This window comes from Ensifer sp. EB106-03-01-XG145 (genome assembly GCF_058792075.1).
Genome location: NZ_JBYTEC010000022.1, coordinates 1 through 18,655, shown reverse-complemented (window position 1 = coordinate 18,655; position 18,655 = coordinate 1). Strand labels below are relative to the sequence as shown.

General features: G+C 56.3%; 14 protein-coding genes and 1 pseudogene. 7 read left to right on the top strand and 8 right to left on the bottom strand.

All coding sequences use genetic code 11. The features are described 5' to 3' along the window. Positions 1-102: 102 nt before the first annotated feature. The 7 genes from AC3WWH_RS29760 to AC3WWH_RS29730 form a co-directional block, all read right to left on the bottom strand. Positions 103-1,488 carry an anti-phage deoxyguanosine triphosphatase gene (locus AC3WWH_RS29760; protein ID WP_492377377.1) on the bottom strand — a complete coding sequence of 462 codons (1,386 nt, stop codon included), beginning with the start codon at positions 1,486-1,488 and terminating at the stop codon, positions 103-105. Then, positions 1,488-1,646, bottom strand: coding sequence for a hypothetical protein (locus AC3WWH_RS29755; protein WP_492377376.1), 159 nt, complete (start codon positions 1,644-1,646; stop codon positions 1,488-1,490). Before AC3WWH_RS29755 ends, AC3WWH_RS29760 begins: the two co-directional genes overlap by 1 nt. Before the next feature lie 180 nt (positions 1,647-1,826). Then, positions 1,827-3,242, bottom strand: coding sequence for a hypothetical protein (locus tag AC3WWH_RS29750; protein WP_492377375.1), 1,416 nt, complete (start codon positions 3,240-3,242; stop codon positions 1,827-1,829). Positions 3,243-3,784: 542 nt separating this feature from the next. Next, positions 3,785-4,414, bottom strand: coding sequence for a hypothetical protein (locus AC3WWH_RS29745; protein ID WP_492377374.1), 630 nt, complete (start codon positions 4,412-4,414; stop codon positions 3,785-3,787). 22 nt (positions 4,415-4,436) lie between these two features. Next, a complete protein-coding gene (locus AC3WWH_RS29740; protein WP_492377373.1) occupies positions 4,437-5,081 on the bottom strand; it encodes a 7-cyano-7-deazaguanine synthase in 645 nt (214 codons plus the stop codon). Continuing rightward, positions 5,078-6,235: a nucleoside 2-deoxyribosyltransferase gene (locus AC3WWH_RS29735; protein ID WP_492377372.1), complete on the bottom strand. Its 1,158-nt coding sequence runs from the start codon at positions 6,233-6,235 to the stop codon at positions 5,078-5,080. Before AC3WWH_RS29735 ends, AC3WWH_RS29740 begins: the two co-directional genes overlap by 4 nt. Positions 6,236-6,406: 171 nt before the next feature. Then, positions 6,407-6,769, bottom strand: a complete 363-nt coding sequence (locus AC3WWH_RS29730) for a hypothetical protein (RefSeq protein WP_492377371.1) — start codon at positions 6,767-6,769, stop codon at positions 6,407-6,409. Positions 6,770-7,041: 272 nt separating this feature from the next. Here AC3WWH_RS29730 and ftrA point away from each other — a divergent pair, with 272 nt between their 5' ends. After that, the gene (gene ftrA, locus AC3WWH_RS29725) at positions 7,042-8,037 is read left to right on the top strand and encodes a transcriptional regulator FtrA (protein ID WP_492377370.1); all 996 of its coding nucleotides are present in this window, start codon (positions 7,042-7,044) and stop codon (positions 8,035-8,037) included. A gap of 110 nt (positions 8,038-8,147) precedes the next feature. Here the strand turns inward: ftrA and AC3WWH_RS29720 are convergent, their stop codons facing one another. Then, on the bottom strand, positions 8,148-8,630 hold the full coding sequence (locus tag AC3WWH_RS29720; RefSeq protein WP_492377369.1) for a hypothetical protein: 483 nt from the start codon (positions 8,628-8,630) through the stop codon (positions 8,148-8,150). 920 nt (positions 8,631-9,550) lie between these two features. Here AC3WWH_RS29720 and AC3WWH_RS29715 point away from each other — a divergent pair. The 6 genes and pseudogenes from AC3WWH_RS29715 to AC3WWH_RS29690 all read left to right on the top strand — a co-directional run. Next, complete coding sequence (locus AC3WWH_RS29715; protein WP_492377368.1) at positions 9,551-11,026, top strand: hypothetical protein; 1,476 nt, start codon at positions 9,551-9,553, stop codon at positions 11,024-11,026. 679 nt (positions 11,027-11,705) lie between these two features. After that, a complete protein-coding gene (locus AC3WWH_RS29710) occupies positions 11,706-12,605 on the top strand; it encodes a hypothetical protein (protein WP_492377367.1) in 900 nt (299 codons plus the stop codon). A 2-nt stretch (positions 12,606-12,607) separates the two neighbouring features. Next, the gene (locus tag AC3WWH_RS29705) at positions 12,608-15,007 is read left to right on the top strand and encodes a TnsB C-terminal domain-containing protein (protein ID WP_492377366.1); all 2,400 of its coding nucleotides are present in this window, start codon (positions 12,608-12,610) and stop codon (positions 15,005-15,007) included. Between the two features lie 27 nt (positions 15,008-15,034). Further along, a complete protein-coding gene (locus tag AC3WWH_RS29700) occupies positions 15,035-16,117 on the top strand; it encodes a TniB family NTP-binding protein (RefSeq protein WP_492377365.1) in 1,083 nt (360 codons plus the stop codon). 97 nt (positions 16,118-16,214) lie between these two features. Further along, positions 16,215-17,984, top strand: a complete 1,770-nt coding sequence (locus AC3WWH_RS29695) for a hypothetical protein (RefSeq protein WP_492377364.1) — start codon at positions 16,215-16,217, stop codon at positions 17,982-17,984. Between the two features lie 122 nt (positions 17,985-18,106). Further along, a pseudogene (locus AC3WWH_RS29690) lies at positions 18,107-18,529 on the top strand (DJ-1/PfpI family protein); the annotation flags it as partial. Positions 18,530-18,655 lie beyond the last annotated feature (126 nt).

The window sequence follows — 18,655 nt, the reverse complement described above, 5'->3', positions numbered from 1 at the left end:
ATCCAACGACGTCTCGATACCTTCATCGTTCAGGCTCAAGGGCAACGAAGGAGCATTGCGGCGCGAGTTCCAGGCCTTGCCTTCGCCACGCCGCGAAGCTTCCTACACGTCCTTGAACATGCTTTCCGCAGAATCGGAGTTTAAGCGGCTCCAAAACTCGACCGCATATCGATCGGTCATGCCGGCGATAAAATCGCATATGGTGCGGGCTTGAACGCCTTCATCACCGGCATCAAGATACCGCCGCCTGACGTCGTCCGGCATGAGCATATGCCCATCACACTTTTTGTCAGAAAGCGCGTCGAACAGATCCGAAACCAGCTGCGTGCCCCGATACTCGCCAAGTTTAACACGCGACGAGTTTATGATCGCGTTATACGTGTAGCGCTTCAACACTTCCACGCGCATGTGCGTGTCCTCGTCGAACCAAACCTTCGACAAGGCCGGGCAATCCTTGTTGAATTCGAACCGTACGCCCTTGATGAATTCGTGCACCAGCCAGGACGACAGCTTCGTGCGACGATAGGCGTCCGCGCTAAGTCTGTTCGACCGCTTCACCGCTTCGATAAAGGTGAGGAGCTCGTCGCCGTTGTTCTCTTCATTTTTAGGGACAATTCCCTCAAAGATATCAATGAGGGTGCTATGGACCTCGCCACTGGAAACAGTCTTCTTCAAGGCTTTCCCGACCCGTTTTGCAACCGTTTGCAGGACCGTATCATCACTCGCCAAAATTGTCGCCGGGGTGAGAAAACCGGCTTTCAGGCTATCCTCGAGGTCATACACTGAATAAGCGATGTCGTCCGCCAAATCCATGATGGCGCATTCTAGGGTCTTGAATTCCCCCTGTTTCGGCGCGGCCGTTCCTCGAAGGATTTTTGTCTTGATATCATCAACGATAAACTGCTCGGACTTGTAGTAACCCTTTGCAATGTCACTCTTTTCGTCGCGCTCCATGGGGATGGGTTCATCGTACTTCAGCACGGCCGCGAGCGTCCGGTAGCACAAGTTCATCCCGGCCCGGTCATCGCCTTCGATTGCCTTGGGATACCGCTCTTTTTTCTCAAGGCGGGCCAGTATTCGGAGCGTTTGGGCGTTGCCCTCGAACCCTCCGAACTTCTTCATCTTCTGATCGAGCGCTCGTTCGCCGTTGTGGCCGAAAGGCGGATGTCCGATATCGTGAACGAGCCCAGCTGCCGCACAGAGCCGACCGTCTATCCGGCCGCCCGCCATCTGATCCTTGTAATCGTGATTTAGCCGGTCTGCTATCCCTTCGGCTATCTGCGCGACTTCAAGGGAATGCGTCAGCCGATTTCGAAAGAAATCAGATTCATGGCCAGGGAAAACCTGGGTTTTCCCCTGCTGCCGGCGGAAGCTGGCGCTGTGGATGATTCTTCCGTAGTCCCGGACAAACGGCGGCCGGTAGTCAGCTGCCTGCGTATCTTGCGCGACTACCGGCCGTTCCTCGTCACCAGCTTCATACATCTGCATTATTGCTTGGAGCCTTCGTTGGATGCGGCCTTCTCTTTGGCATCTCTTGCAGCGGCCTTGGCGGCCGCGCGTTCCCTGCTAATTCGTACGCCTTCGCGCACCACATCCATTTCCTTTTTCACGTCGTCGCGGACATCCAGCATAACTGCATACATCATCGTCTTCCTCCGTTGCTGCGGCTCAAGGACGAGTGGCCCCGAATCCTGAGCTCATGAATATAACACATTTGTTTACGTTTCGTTCACGTTTGCCCGAATTTTGTTGGGAAAGCGTCGGGTGTCGTTTTGACCGTCCTTATACAAGGCTCGTGCGAAAAAATGCCTGCGACAATAGCGATTTTACGGGTTTTGATCTGAGGGGTCTAAAATTTTGGTGGGCACATTAGCTTTCCGAACAAGGTCGGCCATGTGACTCGACCGGCCGACCATGCCATCCAGTTCGATGCCAGTATCAACTGGCAAGCTTGCGACAAGCTGTCTAAGCGCTTCCAGGCCACGATGTACATCAAACCTGAGCCACGTAGCGGGGTCGCCAGGAACCAAGGTTAGACCGAGTGATTGGCTGACGCCGGTATGGAGTTGGACGACCCATGTTCGGGAGCCGTCATAGACCCACTCGAATCGAACACTGCCAAGCGCCGACTGCAGGCGTCGATGGACCCCCCGGACGCTGGCGAAGACCTCGTCGGGGAGTTCCTCGGGTCCGGTTGTGCCGAGCATGAACGTTTCGCCGGAGCCACGGGCTCCCTCGACAATCAAGACGCCGTCCGATTGCTCGATGGCCGCACCGGAAAACAGCGCATTGACGGACTGTTGAGCCAGCACCGATGCGAGATCCGTCCCACTTGGATCCTCCGCCTGAACAAGGCGGAAGGGGTCAAGCCACCCCTTCGCGGTCGTAAATTTGCCGGGAACTTGGACGGTCGGGCTTGTCCGTATCCATCGTTCCGCCGATCCAGTATCAGATCCAAAGCTGAACGGAGCTACGCGTCGAGAGACAACGGTGGTCTTGGGAACGGGCAGGCCGACCGCGTCGGCAACCAGCAGTCCATAGACCTTGTCCCCGACCATCCGGCTGAAGTCGTTTGGCCAACTGACCTGCCCTGTGTGGTCAAAGTTATTGACGTCGCCGTATTCCCAATAGATGACGTGCGACTGACGCCACCCCCGGCGTCTCGGGTGCAGGCTGAACTCGATGCGGGCGTTCTGGCTCGCGCCAAGGTCAGGATCGAAACCGTAGATGTGCTTGAATATGGATGTCGCCCAGGGAAGGGGAAGACTGGCGAAGCCCGGACGTTCCACGCCTCTGGGTGTAGTGTCCGGCCTGAATTCGACCAATCCCCCGACAGCAACGCCTGAGACACCGCCATCGGAAACGTCGATAGTTTCGTTCGCAATCGTGAACGCGCCCTCCGTCGCCATTCGACGGATCGCCGAAACGGCGTCGTCAACCGTCCGTAAGCCATACAAGAACTCGCGACTTTGCGCCTGCTCCTCGCTGAAACTGCGAATGTTGACCGTGCCCTCCGCGCTGCGCTCGAACAGGGCTTCGATGGCTGAAGGTAACGAGGAAAAGGCTTTGTTCGGCGTAAGGTCAGCCATCCGGCAAAATTGCTGGAGTGGTTCGCCGTTCGAGGGAGCGAAGCTGACAAATTGGGCAACGTTGAAATGTTGCGCCAGGTAGTCCAGTTTTTGGTCCTTGCGAAAAGCCGGGACGGTTTGATGGTTTCGGTCTCCGGGCACCGATCCAGTCATTCACTCGTCCTCTCAGGCATGCACACATCCTATTACTGGCACTAGGATTCCACGGTAGCGCCATCACCGACAAATAGCAAAATTGGGGAGACCTGCGGTCCCCAGAAAAGTTGAACCGAGTCCCGTCGGTTTCCGATGCGAGTCAAGTCGCCAGCGTCGGTCGCCAACTGGCAGCTGGGCGGCGGCGTTGCTACGACCTGCCACGGCGTCGGTCGGGCGCATTCAGATGGCGTTGCGGGCATTCTATCGGCGTCTGTTGGCCCGCGCCGATTGAAAAGGATGCCCCCAGCGTCAACTCCCGCCTGACGGTTTCTCAGACCTAGAGTGGGGCAAGGCATTACCGCTTGGGAGGATATCGGCTCAAGGCCCCATACGCCTAGTCTCGCCCGGCCAACGAACAAGGGGGGAATTCCGTCATGAAAATGACCCTGATCAATATGACTGCCATCGCGCTGAGTCCGCCGGCGATCTCGGGCGCGGTCGTGTGGGGCGTCGAGTGCGAAGCGGGCTGATGATAACGTTGGCTGGATACAGGGAGTACCCTAGAAGCTGAATGACAGCTGCTTGTTCGATATGGAGGACTCCCTGCGCCATACCCATGCGTCGAACTCTCGACGAGAGACGGACAGGAGGTCGGCCGCGTAGCAGAAAACAGACTTGAGAAAGTCGTAGTCGTCTTCCATGACCCCAACCCGTTTTGCGAACGTCCGGACATGCCGGTCAACGGCGACCGAGTCCATGCCGACGAGGCAACCAACGTAGTCGACGGTCTTGGGACCAATGCCCCGAACGTCGCGGAGAGACGTCACGAACGCCGCGTCTAGCAAGGAATCCTTGAGATCGACGACGTTTTCGACGGAACTGGCATTTAAGAAGGACACCAACGCGTCGAAACGCTCAATTTTTTCGGCATGCTTCCAGTTCAGAAAAGTCGCCGTTTCGCCCCTCTGCACCAATCCGAAAAGCGACGACACCCGATCATGGTCTGGAAAATTCTGCAAAATCAACGCAATGCGGGGAAGCACGACCGAGTTGTAGTTCAATCCTGCTTGCAAGATTGAGTCTGCGAGAAGCGCTCCCATGTGAACATATGAGGGGCGCACTTCCTGGTTCTCGAAATCCACTCCGAGTTCTTTTGCGTAATCGGCAACACGGCGTGCCGCGACGAGCATTTGTACTGTCGACGATTGCATCCTATCCGACCTTTGCCATGGGACCCGCGAGACCGGCGTCCTCTAACGCATGGAGGCGCTCAACGCAATTCGGACATGCGCCACATGGAAAGTCGCTTGCCGCCTGGCAGGAATAGGTTCGGCCGATCGGCACTCCATAGCGGATCGCTGCCTGGACGACTTCGGTCTTGGACGAATGGCGAAAGGGAGAAACAAACCGTACCGGGCCAATGCTGTCGATTAGACCGTCGAGGCTGTTCATGAACTCAGCGGTGCAATCGATCTCCTTCGCATGATTGCTGTCGATGAACCCGGTGAAGACCTCCAGAACGCCCATCGTCTGGGCGCGAGCCGCGGCCGCGGCAAAAAATAACATCGTGCGATACGGCACGTAGAGGTCGTCGTCGCTGACTTCGTCTTGCCAGAGGTCGGCTTCCTTGATCAAACGTGATGAAGAACCCCGGAAGATATCCGAGATATCAAAGCGTTCCGGTCTGCGCATTGTCTGCGGGAGAACTTCGTTCACCCGGTTCCACTCCATCTCTACGCAGTGTTGTCCATAATCGAAAAAGACCGGAAATACGTCCATCCCCTCGGCCAGAAGAGAATAGGCAACGGTGGTGGAGTCCAGCCCTCCTGATGCCAGCAAGATCACACTTCTCATCATGCGGCGCTCCACAGCTTCGCGATCGCGCTAAACAAACCGTTCAGGCAAATGTCCAAGTCGTCAGAGTAACTCGCACTTCCGCCGGCGACCATGGTGTTGTTGTTCTCTCTACGAGCGTCGAATGTAATGACCGGTTTCCCACGTGCCATGGCGAAGCCCATCTCCACCAAGGTGCCAGGGTCCCGTTCAAGCGGAACGGCAAATACCACCTGGCACTCCTCAAGCAGAGCCAGGTCGCTGGCGCACATGGCTTGAAGGAGGGCGGGAGGGCTTCCCAGTGGAAGTTCGCCATTTTCCTGAATTGGTCGGCGGACCACGAAGTTGTGGTAACGAAGCGCGGCTACCGCGCGGTCCACTTCCGGCTTGTCGATATAGGAGAAATCCGGAGCAGCCAGATAGATCCGAAACAGAGGCCGCACATGCCAGGGCAGGATCGTGCCGCCCAGATCGCGGAGTTCTTGGAGAGAGAGTTTTAGCTCGCGCCTAACATCGTCTCGAAAATCGTCAGGGTAGGTCGTTTGCGAATACGATGTGGCAGCTCTTGCACCGCGCCAGGCGGCCTCCTCCCACCCGAGGTCACGATATCCGACCAAGACGGCAGAATAAACGTCCCCGACGCCGACAGAGTTGACCGTCGAAGAGAGCAGTGCAGGGATCATCTCGACCGCACCAGTCCTTACGTCGAACAGGCGGCTTCCACCTCGATTTTCCTTGAGAAGGAACACCTCAGCATGCAGGCCAGCCACGGCCTCGAGCATGGGCTTTACATCTTTCGAACCGAGGCGCTCGAAGAGCGGTGAAGACGTGGAAATTATCATCGCCCTCAGGCGTCCCGCAAAAGTCTCAAACGCGGCAAAGTCTTCCGCGTCGTAGGCGATGTCGAAGCTGAAGCGCGCCGATTCGGCGAAGAAGCTCGCAATCTCGCTGAGATGAAAACTGCCAGGGAACACCAAGACCTCGGTATAGGGCACGAGTGCGGTGCCCACGTCCAGAATTTCGACGGATTTCTCCTCGCGAAGCAGGTCCTCGTATCCTTGATCGGACACCTCGGTGGCGTCGCCAATGACCATGACATTTGGGGACCCCGTCACTTCCCCCAACCAGATAAACTCGCTGCAGCCGTGCGCTATCAGAAAATCGCGCGCTTGCTGCATTATGTATCGTGGGCACACTGCGGCCACCGAATAGGGGATGCCACTGGCCCATAGGCCTCGAGCAGCGTGAACGATGCCACCAAGCCGAAGCTTGCATTCCGCGCCCGGGCGGGCTGTCGTGAAGTCGACGATGACTTCGCCGACCACCAGGAGAGGTACCGGGGCCGACACCTACTGGGCCGTAAAGTCTGCGGACACAAAGGGGACCGGCAGCACACGCGAGCCCGTGACGACTCCAATATAGGAGTTGCCATCCCTAATGCAGCCGGCAAGGTAGTTGTACTGCGTTGGCAGCGCCCCGACCTTGACGCCCTCGGCGGTCACCGCGAACAGGCGGCCGTCGAGTACCAGGAAGAGTTCGGTTCCGACCGCCGGGACGGTCGACGTCGCGACATAGAAATCGCACTGCGCTACCTCTTCAAGTACGCAGGAAAAGGCTTGGCGGCAACGGTCAACACCGCTTGCGCCACCCGTTCCATCAGAATTTCGAGCGCCAGAGTAGTCCGACAGGCGGCCCGATCTTCTGCTTCCCATTTGGTGATCCTCCGATGATTTTATGCGTGAAGTCTTTGGAGCAAGCTGGAACGATTCTGGTGTCTTTGCAACCTGTGCTGGCCGTCTCGAGGTGGGCGATCTGCAATCGCCGCGGACGGACCTCGATTTTGATTGGGCGGGAGGAAGGGCCACGTGTGCATGGCATCTCGCCGCCTTTGCGAAATTCGGGAGAGGGGCAGGAGTACGACATCGACACGGCGGCCCAGTGCCGCTCACTTGAGTGTTCGAATTCAAGGCTGTAAGAGCCGTTCATGCAGCAGACGAGAACAGAGCCGCTGAACTCGCCCCTTGTCGTGGCATTGGCCTACGAGGGCCTGTGCACCTTTGAATTCGGTATCGCGGTGGAGGTCTTCGGCCTGGAGCGGCCGGAGATGGGGCCGAACTGGTATCGTTTCGCCGTTGCATCCTCGGAAACCGGACCGATGCGAGCCGCCGGCGGTGTCCGGTTCGTTGCCGACGGCAATCTGGATCTGTTCGCCGAAGCGAGCACCATAGTTATTCCCGGGTGGAGAGGCGTCGATAGCGAAGTCCCCCTCGAAGTCATCGAGGCACTTCGACAAGCGAACAAGCGGGGCAGCCGCATCCTATCCATCTGCTCTGGTGTATTCGTGCTGGCCGCCGCTGGTTTGCTTGACGGCAAGAGAGCCACGACCCATTGGCGTTACACTGAGGCTCTAGCGGAGCGGTATCCGAAAATTGGTGTCACGCCGGATGTCCTCTACGTTGATGAGGGCGACATCCTGACTTCGGCAGGAAGCGCAGCCGGGCTTGACCTCTGCCTTCACCTCGTAAGACGTGATTTCGGCACGGCGGCTGCTAACAAGGTCGCACGACGGCTCGTGGTGCAGCCACACCGAGATGGTGGTCAGGCGCAATTCGTGGAGAGTCCGGTTCCGACGCTTTACGAAAGCGGACGGCTGGGACCGCTGCTAGACTACCTCCGACAGAACATTGCTGCCCGCCACTCCGTAGGTGACCTCGCGAACCGGGTAGGGATGAGTAAGCGGACTTTCCTACGGAGGTTCGAAGCGGCGACTGGAAAAACACCCGCCCGCTGGCTTCTCGACACACGATTGGCCAATGCCCGCGATCTCCTTGAGAACACCGACTTCCCGATCGACGGCGTGGCCGAAAAGGCCGGGTTCGGCTCCGGAGCGTTATTCAGGCACCACTTCCGGGAACAACTCGGTACAACTCCGATCGCGTACAAGCAGGCCTTCGGCAAGAAACTGCCTTCGACTCGATAGGTGAAGAGACCGCGACGTCTTGAATTTCTTCTTGGAGCCGAGGGGGAATTGCGGACCTCAGTTGGATCTCGTTCCGATCGGGCAGGGGTAATTATGGACCCCAACTGGGTTTACTCGTCCCGATAAACGGGGACGTCGTGTCCAGCAAGCCAATATCCCTCTTTGGGAATGTGGATGAAGTCGTCGCTTTCCCAGAGTGTCCTGCCGATGAAGCGAGCTGGATCGCTTGTGGTCACCTGAAAACCACTGGCGCGTATACGCTGCAACAGATCGCTTCGCTCGAGCGGACGACCAGCTTCTTTCAGAATGTTCTTAGACCTTGCGATGACTTCCGCGGTTTGGCTGCCTTTACGGAACCTCTTTTTCTTCCTGCCGTCCGCCTCGCTGTTACGTGGCCCCTCTGGCACGAGGGAAGGGGCATCGGTCAGGAACTGCCGAAGGGACTCCTGAGCTTCTTCGGCTTTCGCGAGTTTTGCGTCCAGAACCTGTCGGGCTTTCCTGAGTTGCTGCACTTGCCTGACGACGAGCCGGTACGCCTCCTGCATTCCAAGCTCGGATATGTGTTCGTCTTGGTCTGGGGATTGCTGTTCCATCTCACGTGTCCGGTATTGATCGCGTCCAATGTGGTGCTAACCTGAACCTGTCGGCTCACCCGAGTCGGACAGCCTAGCGACTTGTCTCCCCATCCCCATAGGCCAAGCCAGAGAAAATGAGGAAAGAGATGAATACCACGAAGTTAGAATAGCCAATAGCTAAGCGGGTCGTTGTCTACCGTTTTCTGAGGTCGGGTTCATTTGACGAACCCGAACGGAGCCTGCCTGATGGCGCGAACGTGTTGTGGGGAAGGAGTTGGGCGGCTTGCACTCGCAATGCAGCCGCCCCGCACACTCGGCCACGCAAATAGCGGAGTAAGATGCTCCGAATCAATACCACGCAATATGGTCGGGGGCCAGTGTCGCCGCGCGGGAACTGTCCGTTGTCCATGTCAGTGTAACGTAGAGGGCTGCTCCCTGTGACGTCGACGGGTGCATACGATCGAGACGTCGTTGCCAGGTTGGTGGATCTGATCGGGACGAGGTTGTCCGTCCCCATTCAACCGTATCCATGGGAGGGTCTCGCAGACGTTCTCTTCCGGGCAGCCTGCGCCAACGGTTACCAAGGGACATCTATACTGGGCCGGGCGTTAGGGCTCCAATCAACAAAGCGAATGACGCCCGAAGGTCTCGCCCGTGCTAACATCGAGCATCGGGCGGTCGCAGATCTCCTCGGAACCCAAAGGTCGACAGACGCAATTGGGCTCATGTCTCCCAAACTCGATGAGGCAGGGACGAGAATACTATTCTTTGGCCGGGAGGTTCGGGCGAAGGGTTTCTTTGTTTCACATCGGAGACTCGCGCCACGCTCATTGCGACTAGAACCGTATCAGCGCGCCGTTTGGAGCGTCGCCGGTCTGGGTTTCGATCCTGAAACCCGCGAAATGCTGTTATCCCGGTGCCCGATTTGCCGCGAGGGTATGGGCTTCGATATAGCGATCGAAATCGACATCTGCTCCTCATGCCATGCTCAGGGCAGGAAGGTGGACCTTTGCGAGTATCCGCAAGAGCGGGTGCGTGTCGACGATGAGGAGGCCCTGTCCTTTGCCGCGAACCTCATTGACCCCCGGGTTCCCGCAGACGACACCGAAGCTCGGAAAGTGGCTCCCGACCTTAGGCAGTTCGGACCAGGACAGTTGTTCCAGCTCATCGTCGGAATGGCGACGAGTCTTGAGCGCAATTCGGCAGGCGAGCTGCCGAGCGAGCCGCAGTCGCCACTCCCTAGTTCTCTAGCAGCTGCCGCGCGTGCCGTCCTCGACTGGCCCCGTGGCTTTCAGATGTTCGCGGAAAACCTCAGGCTCTTATATCTGAAACGCCCAGCGCCAGCGCGACAAAGGGGCTACCATCCAATGAGAGGCGCATCTTTGTCAGTTGGCCCCGACCTCAGGAAGATGGTTTTGGACTGTGCTCAAGAGGCTCGACATTCTGCTTTGTACAGTGGCGTCGCGAGCATTGCCGCGCCATCGGCTGGAAACGGTTTGAACGGAACATGCCGGATCGAGGAAGAGGGGCTGTGGCAGGCTCGGAGGGGTAAGCCGGGGCTGCCCGGTTTGGAACGTGTTCTCTCGCATTGCCTCGAGCACGACCAGCAGATTGGACAAGTGGAAGCCGCCTACATGTTCCTCATCGGTTCGCCACAGGTCCAGGCGTTGTCGAGCAGGTGGGGTATACCTTTGCCCTTCGTGCAGGACTTGTTCGGCGTAACGACCCTGGAACACGCATCTACATCGGCTCTGATGGCTCTGACGCATGCCAGCGGGCCGGCTAATACGTTGGAGCCGAGCATAGTCGAGGTGGGCCTCCCAGGATCGCCGCCTACCGGAGCTATTCCGTTGTGGGAGGCCGTATCGGCGCTTTGCGCCAGACCGATCAACCCGTGGCCTGACGTGTTCGTCGCCTTGAAAAATCGGCGCGTTGCCTGCTGGATGGATCCAAGAAGTGAGCTGTCATTAGTCGACCGGGTATATGTCAGCGATTTCGACGCGCTCAGAGATATCCTAAGAGGCGTGGCGGAGGGCGATCACATTCCACGGAGAAAGGCCGATCTCCACGCCGTTGCGTCGGTTTTGGGCTTGTCGACGTTGAGGTGTGCGAGTTGGCAGCGTAGGGGGATTGTTTCAACTCATCCAACGTTTGCAGACCTTTGGGTGGCCCGGGAAAGCTTCATCACCACCAGCGAAGTTCACCGCCGGCTCGTCATGAACGGTGCGGCCGCCGCGAAACTACTGGAAATCAGTCGTGAGATCAGTGGGGCGGGATGCGTGACGGTCGGCCCGAAGGCCCGAAAAGCCGTGATAACGCTTCATCGTCGCGCGGAAGTGGAAGCCCATTACGGGGCTCGGCTATCCAAACGGGCGGTGGCCGAAGCGGATCACGGGTCTCCTCGAGTGGGTTGATGCGAGGGTGGTGAGCCGGCGCGCGATCGGTTCAACTCCCGACGGTCCTGCGGCTGTAGAGGGCAGTTGGAAACATGGTGCGTCCGTGTATGTGTACTTGAATGGTCTATGTGCCGTGTTAACATCCAATTGCCGACAGTGAGTCGGTGGATGGCTCGCAACCATCCGAAACGGCCACGCAACATTCAGGTCTCAATGACGCACGCATAGCGCCTCGAAGCAAACAGAACGCAATCGCTGTCCAACGGACTGCTGCTCCGCAAGCACGTCTGCAACCCGTTCTATGTCGCTGATTATACAGCCCCTCCGTCGACCTATCGACGGAGGGGAGAGGCTCTACTCGTCGCCTGAAGACCGTCTCAGGAGGAGTAGGAATGAGAAATTCAAATCGTCCGACGTGGAGTTCTGTAGGCGTCACGGGTTCGTTGACCACTGACGGGATCAGGTGCAACGGCAACAGGTACTATGAACCGTCAACTGTCTTTGCGTTGATTGAGGATTATTGCTTTTTTCGTACCCGCCCGAAGAAGAGAATGGAGCAGGCGGCATTTCCGGTTGAGGTTCTGTTATGTGTTCGCGTTTTGGATGACGGCACCGAAGTAGTCGATGCGTCTGAAATACTTGTCGCTAACCCATATTCCAGAGCATGGATCACCCTTCCTAAGGTTGGGGCGAACTGATGGACAAGAGGATCGAGAAGGTAGGATTTAACCTCGGCAACGGAGTGACGCTGGACCGGGCCGCCGATGGTGGGCCTGTCCGTTTTTCAGTCAACGGTCGTAGTAAAAATACGACGCACATCTACCCGTCAACCAAGGTGCCCAATCACATATTGCCACTCGATTCCGACGCCGAGTTGCAAGTTGCGATCCTGCTGGATGTGTCGACATCGGTTCTGACCTATATGGCGCAACCTCACACGCTTGAATTTGATCGCCCAAATGGAGGGCGAAGGTGGAGCTACACTCCGGATTTCGAGATCATCGTTCCGCGCTGGTTCATCCGAGAACTTGAAAAGGGAACGCCGTTTGCGGTGGCTGCGCTAAAGCTGCCGCAAGCACGAGCGGCAGCAGACGATCTGGTGAACCTGGTCCTCGAGGTGAAGGGCGCGTCCAAGTATCAGGAATTCGGCAAAGCCGATCGGACCGACGAGGAGAAGGCGAAAAGCAAGAAAAAAAGGGAGGATTACGAAGCGAAGCTCGGGGAAGCGGCACGTATCTACGCCGAGCAGGGTCTCCATTTCTATCTCGTCCAAGACAAACGAGACTTGCAGTGCATCAATCTATCGCATCTTCCCAGCATTCTCGTCGATGATGAAGCAAACATAAGTACAACGCTGAAGAACCTCGCCGTGACCCACCTCCGGGCCTGCAACGGTCTCTCCACATATGGGCGCTTGATTGAAGTTCTCGGCGGCCACCCCTATGGACGCGAAGCAGCGAACTTCCTCCACGTTCAGGGCCTGATCTGGATCGATCTCTCGCAAAATCCGGGACCGGCTGCGAAAGTGGCTATGCCGCCGCTGCTCGGAAACAGACGCAACATGATTTCACTGTCCTCTATCGAAGAGGCAGCCTGAGCATGTTGCCCCCGATCGACGCAAGCCGAGGCGATAAATTTCTGATCAAAGATCAGGGTGCGAGCTTCGTGGCGACTTACGTTAAGCCGAAGTCAAACGGAGAGCTCGTATTCGAGCGCGCCGATCGCAGGGAGCGATGGTACATCGAGCGTAAGCGATACATTTTCATGCGCGCCCGGGGGCACGCCGTTCGGCTTGACCCCGGGCATGAGGACGTCGAGCGATTTGCAGTGGAGCCTGGGGCCTTCGAGCCGGAACTCCCGGGAGATAGTCCCAAAGTCAAAGCCCGGAAAAAGCGGTATTTGAAGGCTGTTATCAAGCAATACTACGTCATGTGCATCGACGAGTATGATATTCCATGTTCCAACGAACCTATCCGAAAGTTCATCGAAGACCACGCAAGCACGCACAAACAACTTTTCGGCAAAGAATACAAGGCTCCGGGAGCAAGCAGCTTAATCCGTTACACACGAGAGTACGGCAGTAAGCACTACCGTCCTTTTGCATTTTTCCTCAACAACAGTGGTGGCGATCAAAAATCTGGCCTTTGGGCAGACGTCGTCAAGCTGTTGAAATGGACAATGCTCGAATGGTATTGGAGCCCGCTCAGGCCGTCAGACAGAGCGGCAAAAGCCTGGTTCAACGGTGAGATAGCAAAGGAGCGCAAGCGCAGGCTGGCCCTCGTTGAAGCTGGCGATCAAACGCTCCAGATCGCCGGTGCCACATCGCGGTCCGCCACAGATATCGTCGCGAATACACCGCAGATCGATGTAGCCAAGTTTTTGGCCCATAACGAAAACCAATCGGCCGATTTCGCAAGTCCGTGCGATGCCACCTTGCAGAACTGGATCGACCGCGCGGCGACCCTTGCGAACATTGCAAGACGAGAAGGTCGGACGGTCGCGAACCGCCAGATCGAAGGGGTGCATGCGTCCGTTGTAACCCACAGACCGCTTCAATGCGTAGTTATGGACCACACGCAGATCGACATGCACGTCGTTGTTTACAACGACAAAGGCACGATCGTCGAGGAAACGTCTCGACCATGGTTGATAGTAGTGATGGACGTGCACACGCGGATGGTTTTAGCGGCGAGATTGTCAATCCGGTCGCCGTCGCTTGAAACATTGAATGCGGGTTTGAAACAGACCCTGAAGCCCAAGGATTTCCTACAGCATCTGAACACTGGCGACGCTTATGCTTGGTCGCTTGATTGCTTTGGCAAATTCAAGCGCATGCTGGTCGACAACGACCTCGCGAACATCGGACGCTCGTTGAGAGCCTCAGCCTCTTTTGTCGGCTTGCATGTGTCCTTCGCCCCCGTCAAGACACCACCCTACAAGGCCATCGTCGAGAGATTTTTCAAGACCCTGAATACGAACATTTGGCATGAGGCAGACGGTGGCGTTGCCGAGAAACCCGGAGTTTCCGACCAAGATCCCAGGAAAAGTGCGCGGTTCACACTCCCGGAAGCACAAGAGAAGCTCTGGAACTGGATCATAACCGTCTACCATCTCGCTGTGCACGACGAGTTGGGCGTGCCCCCCGCATTCATGTGGAAAGAGTCATTTGAGAGTTACACGCGTCCGCTTGTCGCAGACATGAGCGCAATCGACCAAGTTTTTGGCAAGGCCGTCGTGCGAACGCTCACAACCTCGGGCATTGAGTATCGCAAAGAGGTCTTCCATCACCCCGACGTCGTCACTTCGCTCCTAGACGACCTTTGCCATCTGGTCAGAAACCCCCGTGGGACGAAGCGTAAGAACAACACTCGTTCGGTCGAAATCGAACTGACCGAGCAGGAAACAGTTGCTGCCATTGCGGTATACAACCCTGCACGTGGGATTTGGGTCGAAATCCCAAACGAAGATACGACGAGGACCTCGACATACGAAGATGCGGTTGTGGAACGCGGGAAGCGGAATGATGCAATCGAGAACTTCTTTTCGAGGAACGACCTCGCCATCAACAAAGCCAATCACTTCAGTAGTCTAACGTCATATGTGCCACCGGCAATCGACTTGCCCTCTTCGAGCGAACCCGTCGATACCGCGCTTTCCGATGGACGGAGTTCGGGGCATCGCCTTGCCGCGCAAAGGCGGAACCAGGTGGTGGTCCAAAGGCCTTGCGCACGTCGCGGCGGCAAAGCTGCCACTGCTAAGGGAAGCAATACGCGTGCGGAGAACGAGGCACGTAAGGACAGTGCGGTTCGAGATCGCGTGAAGCTGACCAAAGCGCCCAAGGTCGCGTCAGTAGTGGAGCCATCTCGCTCGATCGAGCCCGATCCCATGGAGGCGGCCGAAAATCTAAAGACCCTCGTGACAGCGAATCCGTTCAAGATAGTCGATGGAAACGCGTATTTGGAGCGAATGAAATCGGAAATCAAAGTCTCACGTGAGTGAAAAAGTTACGAGATGGGGATTTGAACGATGACTGGTAGAGTGTCGAGAGGAATAATACGTTCAGTTTTCAAGGAGTGGATCGTTCCATACTCAAAGGCATATAGCGTTATGGAGTATTTTAATGATCTGCGGGAAGCGAGGAGAAATTCACGTTGGGATACTGAGCAAACCGGCGCTTATATTCTTGCGCCGTCCCATTGCGGTAAATCTCACACTTGCAACAAGATCTATTTCTCCAGTTTCGTCATTCCTGAGATACGAGCAACGGCGACGTTCCGCGACGACGTGCCTGACGGAGACATCAAGAAACTGCAAAAGAGGGTGGTATGCGCGAGAGTCCCCGCCAAACCTACCTCCGGTGATTTTGCGACAATGCTTTTGACAGCTTTCGATCAACCTAAATGGGCGCATTCCAGGGAAACGGTACAACAAAAAATAGACAGAGCCAGGGACAGAGCCGACGATTTGGGCAACGAGCTACTGATACTCGACAGGTTCGATCAGCTGACCAAACAACATGACCGGGAAACGATGAAACAGGCCTCGGTTATTCAGGAGATCATCAAGAACATGATCGAAGACGGATGGCCGTTGGTGTTGGTTGGCTTGCCAAACGCGAAAAAGGTCATCGACAATATGCAACTAAAGAACCGCATCAAAAAACTAGACTTGATGCCGATGAAATTCGTCGAGGACGCGGAAGAATTTTCAAGATTTCTGGCCGGCTTGGAGATGTTGATGCTTCAACACCGAATGTTTGACGAGCCCAGTGGGCTGTGCGACGGTCCGATCACCCTAAGGCTTTACTACGCCTCGCAGGGGCGGCTTGGCATACTCTGCAACATTGTGAGGGACGCGGCGATCCTTGCCTCGTCGGAGTGCGCTGTGCGGATCGGTATTAAACACCTGAAAGCTGCAGTCGACGGATATTCTTTAGAAAATGGCATTTGCGTCTACAATCCCTTCGAGGAGGAAGACGAAGATGGCATTGCCGCGGACTGCATGATCAGGGTCGCTGAAGACGAGAAGTACTACGGTCCTGAATACCATGATTACTTCAAGCCCAAGAAACCGCGCAAACGGAGTTTCATTCCCGCAGCCATCCACTGACAAATGACGTTGTTAGGTGCGGGGTCGGAAGTCGATTGCTGCCGAGGTGATTCTGCTTGCACTGCGTCTTGATCTACATATTTGACGGAGTTTAATCATGTACGAAGCGGCCGAAATAGCGATCACGCCTGTGATCGCTCGACGCCTGGTCGCTCTCATCGGCACCAGAATTGCCATTCCCGTTGTGCCCCTACCGGGCGAGGGACTCGCGGATTTGATCTATCGGGCGGCCTGCATTAACCGCTTTAACTCGGTCTGGGAATTGCTCCAAGAAAGGGGAAGATACAACCACACAACCTTTGCCCTAAAGCAGCCCGTAATATCAGGTTTGGCGGATCGCCTTGGTACCCCAACCGGGGACGCTGATATTAGTCCGCTCCGATATGAGCGTTGGCGCGACGACGCCCAAAGAATTGATTTCTTCGGAGTATCATTGCCTAGCAGCCAGTTTTTTCCCGGAAGGCGCGTTTCGCCCCTCGCGCTTCGATCGTCCCTGCATTCGAAGGCGATTTGGCATCTTCAAGCGATCGACTTCGATCCGCAAAATTATGAGTTTCTGTTCAGTCGGTGTCCCGAGTGCGGAACCGAGCTAAATTTTCACAACACGATCGGGATACACCGTTGTCATCGTTGTGGTCCTGCATTTGATTTTCGTGACGCTGAAGGCTCTAAAGTACCAATTGAAGATTTGGATGCCCTAAAATTTGTCACCGGATTGGTCAATCCAGAACGTCCGGAAGGCAGGTGCGCGGTCTTGCGGTTGCATGAAGACTTGCGGAGCGAGAACCCCGGTCAGATATTCATGCTTTGCGTGCTCATCGCTTCGGCATTTGAGAACCAGCAAAGGCAATCGGGGAGACGGATAATAGCTGCGGCAAAGGTCAAGGCCGAAAGTCTGGCGACGGCAGCCCGCGCTGTGTTAGCTTGGCCTGACGGATTGGCCAATATAATTTCCCAGTTCGGACAATTTAAAGGAATGTCGGAAAAAAGTGAGCCGCACTCATTTGCAGTTTTTTGCAAGCAGGCAGGGATACTCAGCGTTTCTCTGATGACCGCAGTGAAAAAGGTCGTCACGCTCTCGCGATTGGGAGAGAAACAGCCTCGATGCCTAAGACGTCTCGAGGTTATGATTGGTGATGCCGGGAAACGTCATTTGTCCGAAATCGCTGGTTTCGCATCTGTTACCAACAGCAACCCTTTCGTCAAGGCAGTCTCAAAAGCCAAGCTTCCTCCCATAGTGTTGTATAATTGCTATCTGAGCGGATCGTGCGGCCCCTTCTCCCAACGCCCTGAAGCAATCGGAGAGCAAATCTTCGTATGGGCCTCAAGGTTGCAATTCCGTCATGTCAAGCCCGGGCGACTGGGTAGGGCGGGCGCGACGCCACTTCGCAAATTTGTCAACGTGTTCTTTCAGGGCCGCGGCGATGTTTGGCCGCGCGTCCTAACCTCTATACAAGAGCGCGTTCTGCCAATTAAACGTAACCCAGAAATCGGTGTTGGCCTTGATTCTCTATACGTGGCAGACATCACTATCTGGCGGAAATTCTTGGACAATATCGACGGAGTAATGGACTGTGCTGAGTTCCCTCTCACCAGTACCGAAGTCGCCTTTTATCTCAATATGAGCGCGGGTGCCGCGCAGACGTTGTTCGATTTCAAGAAAAAAATTACGCTCAATGACCTTCATGCTTTCAAGCAGGAATTTGTACTCATCGATCATTTGGTATGCATGGCTGCCGCGCAGAAAAAAGCTCTCAGCCGCGACTTGATATGGCGAAGATTAAATAAGTCTGGCCTTCGATCTACGGGTGATAGGGTCGTTCGTCGAGCGGAAGCTCTTCAGTTTCTAGGGCTGGATCGAGCTTAGATCGTGGAGAAATTTACAAGTACAAGAATCAAATTCCTGAGAAAGACTGAATCATAATTTTGAACGTGCCAATAAATTCAATGGTTGAGTGAATCAGTTTGAATTGAGCCTATACGCTCGTCGTGGCGCTCGCCTATGACGGGCTGTGCACCTTCGAGTTCGGCGTCGCCGTCGAGATGTTCGGCCTGCCACGGCCGGAAATGGGCGAGGACTGGTATCGCTTCGCCGTCGCCTCGGTCGATCCCGGCGAGCTGAGGGCAACCGGCGGCGTGCGCTTTGTGGCCGATGGCGGCATCGAGCTTCTGGCCGAGGCCGGCACGATCATCGTGCCCGGTTGGCGCGGAGCGGACCAACCTGTGCCGGAGGCAGTCTGCCAGGCGCTGCGGGATGCGCATGATCGTGGCGCGCGCGTCCTTTCCATCTGTTCCGGCGTCTTCGTGCTGGCGGCGGCAGGCCTGCTTTCGGGCCGGAGGGCGACGACCCACTGGCGCTATACCGTAAGCGCCGTCTCCGCCCCATTGGATAGGCTGTATTTTGAGGCTGGCCGGGCGTGCGAGAAGGTTTCCAGGACTATCTGGAGATTTGCATGGCAGATGGAGACCTCGAATTACCGCTGATTTGGTGATCGGCGGCGCGGCCTGATGGCTGTTGGCGTCTTTCGCCTGCGATTT

Excerpts from the sequence above, each read along its gene's own strand:
- AC3WWH_RS29695 (WP_492377364.1), top strand. The coding sequence starts at position 16,215 with ATGTACGAAGCGGCCGAAATAGCGATCACGCCTGTGATCGCTCGACGC.
- AC3WWH_RS29705 (WP_492377366.1), top strand. The coding sequence starts at position 12,608 with ATGTTGCCCCCGATCGACGCAAGCCGAGGCGATAAATTTCTGATCAAA.
- ftrA (WP_492377370.1), top strand. The coding sequence starts at position 7,042 with ATGCAGCAGACGAGAACAGAGCCGCTGAACTCGCCCCTTGTCGTGGCA.
- AC3WWH_RS29750 (WP_492377375.1), bottom strand. The coding sequence starts at position 3,242 with ATGACTGGATCGGTGCCCGGAGACCGAAACCATCAAACCGTCCCGGCT.
- AC3WWH_RS29720 (WP_492377369.1), bottom strand. The coding sequence starts at position 8,630 with ATGGAACAGCAATCCCCAGACCAAGACGAACACATATCCGAGCTTGGA.
- AC3WWH_RS29740 (WP_492377373.1), bottom strand. The coding sequence starts at position 5,081 with ATGATGAGAAGTGTGATCTTGCTGGCATCAGGAGGGCTGGACTCCACC.
- AC3WWH_RS29730 (WP_492377371.1), bottom strand. The coding sequence starts at position 6,769 with ATGGGAAGCAGAAGATCGGGCCGCCTGTCGGACTACTCTGGCGCTCGA.
- AC3WWH_RS29715 (WP_492377368.1), top strand. The coding sequence starts at position 9,551 with ATGGGCTTCGATATAGCGATCGAAATCGACATCTGCTCCTCATGCCAT.
- AC3WWH_RS29760 (WP_492377377.1), bottom strand. The coding sequence starts at position 1,488 with ATGCAGATGTATGAAGCTGGTGACGAGGAACGGCCGGTAGTCGCGCAA.
- AC3WWH_RS29700 (WP_492377365.1), top strand. The coding sequence starts at position 15,035 with ATGACTGGTAGAGTGTCGAGAGGAATAATACGTTCAGTTTTCAAGGAG.
- AC3WWH_RS29735 (WP_492377372.1), bottom strand. The coding sequence starts at position 6,235 with ATGCAGCAAGCGCGCGATTTTCTGATAGCGCACGGCTGCAGCGAGTTT.
- AC3WWH_RS29755 (WP_492377376.1), bottom strand. The coding sequence starts at position 1,646 with ATGATGTATGCAGTTATGCTGGATGTCCGCGACGACGTGAAAAAGGAA.
- AC3WWH_RS29745 (WP_492377374.1), bottom strand. The coding sequence starts at position 4,414 with ATGCTCGTCGCGGCACGCCGTGTTGCCGATTACGCAAAAGAACTCGGA.
- AC3WWH_RS29710 (WP_492377367.1), top strand. The coding sequence starts at position 11,706 with ATGGACAAGAGGATCGAGAAGGTAGGATTTAACCTCGGCAACGGAGTG.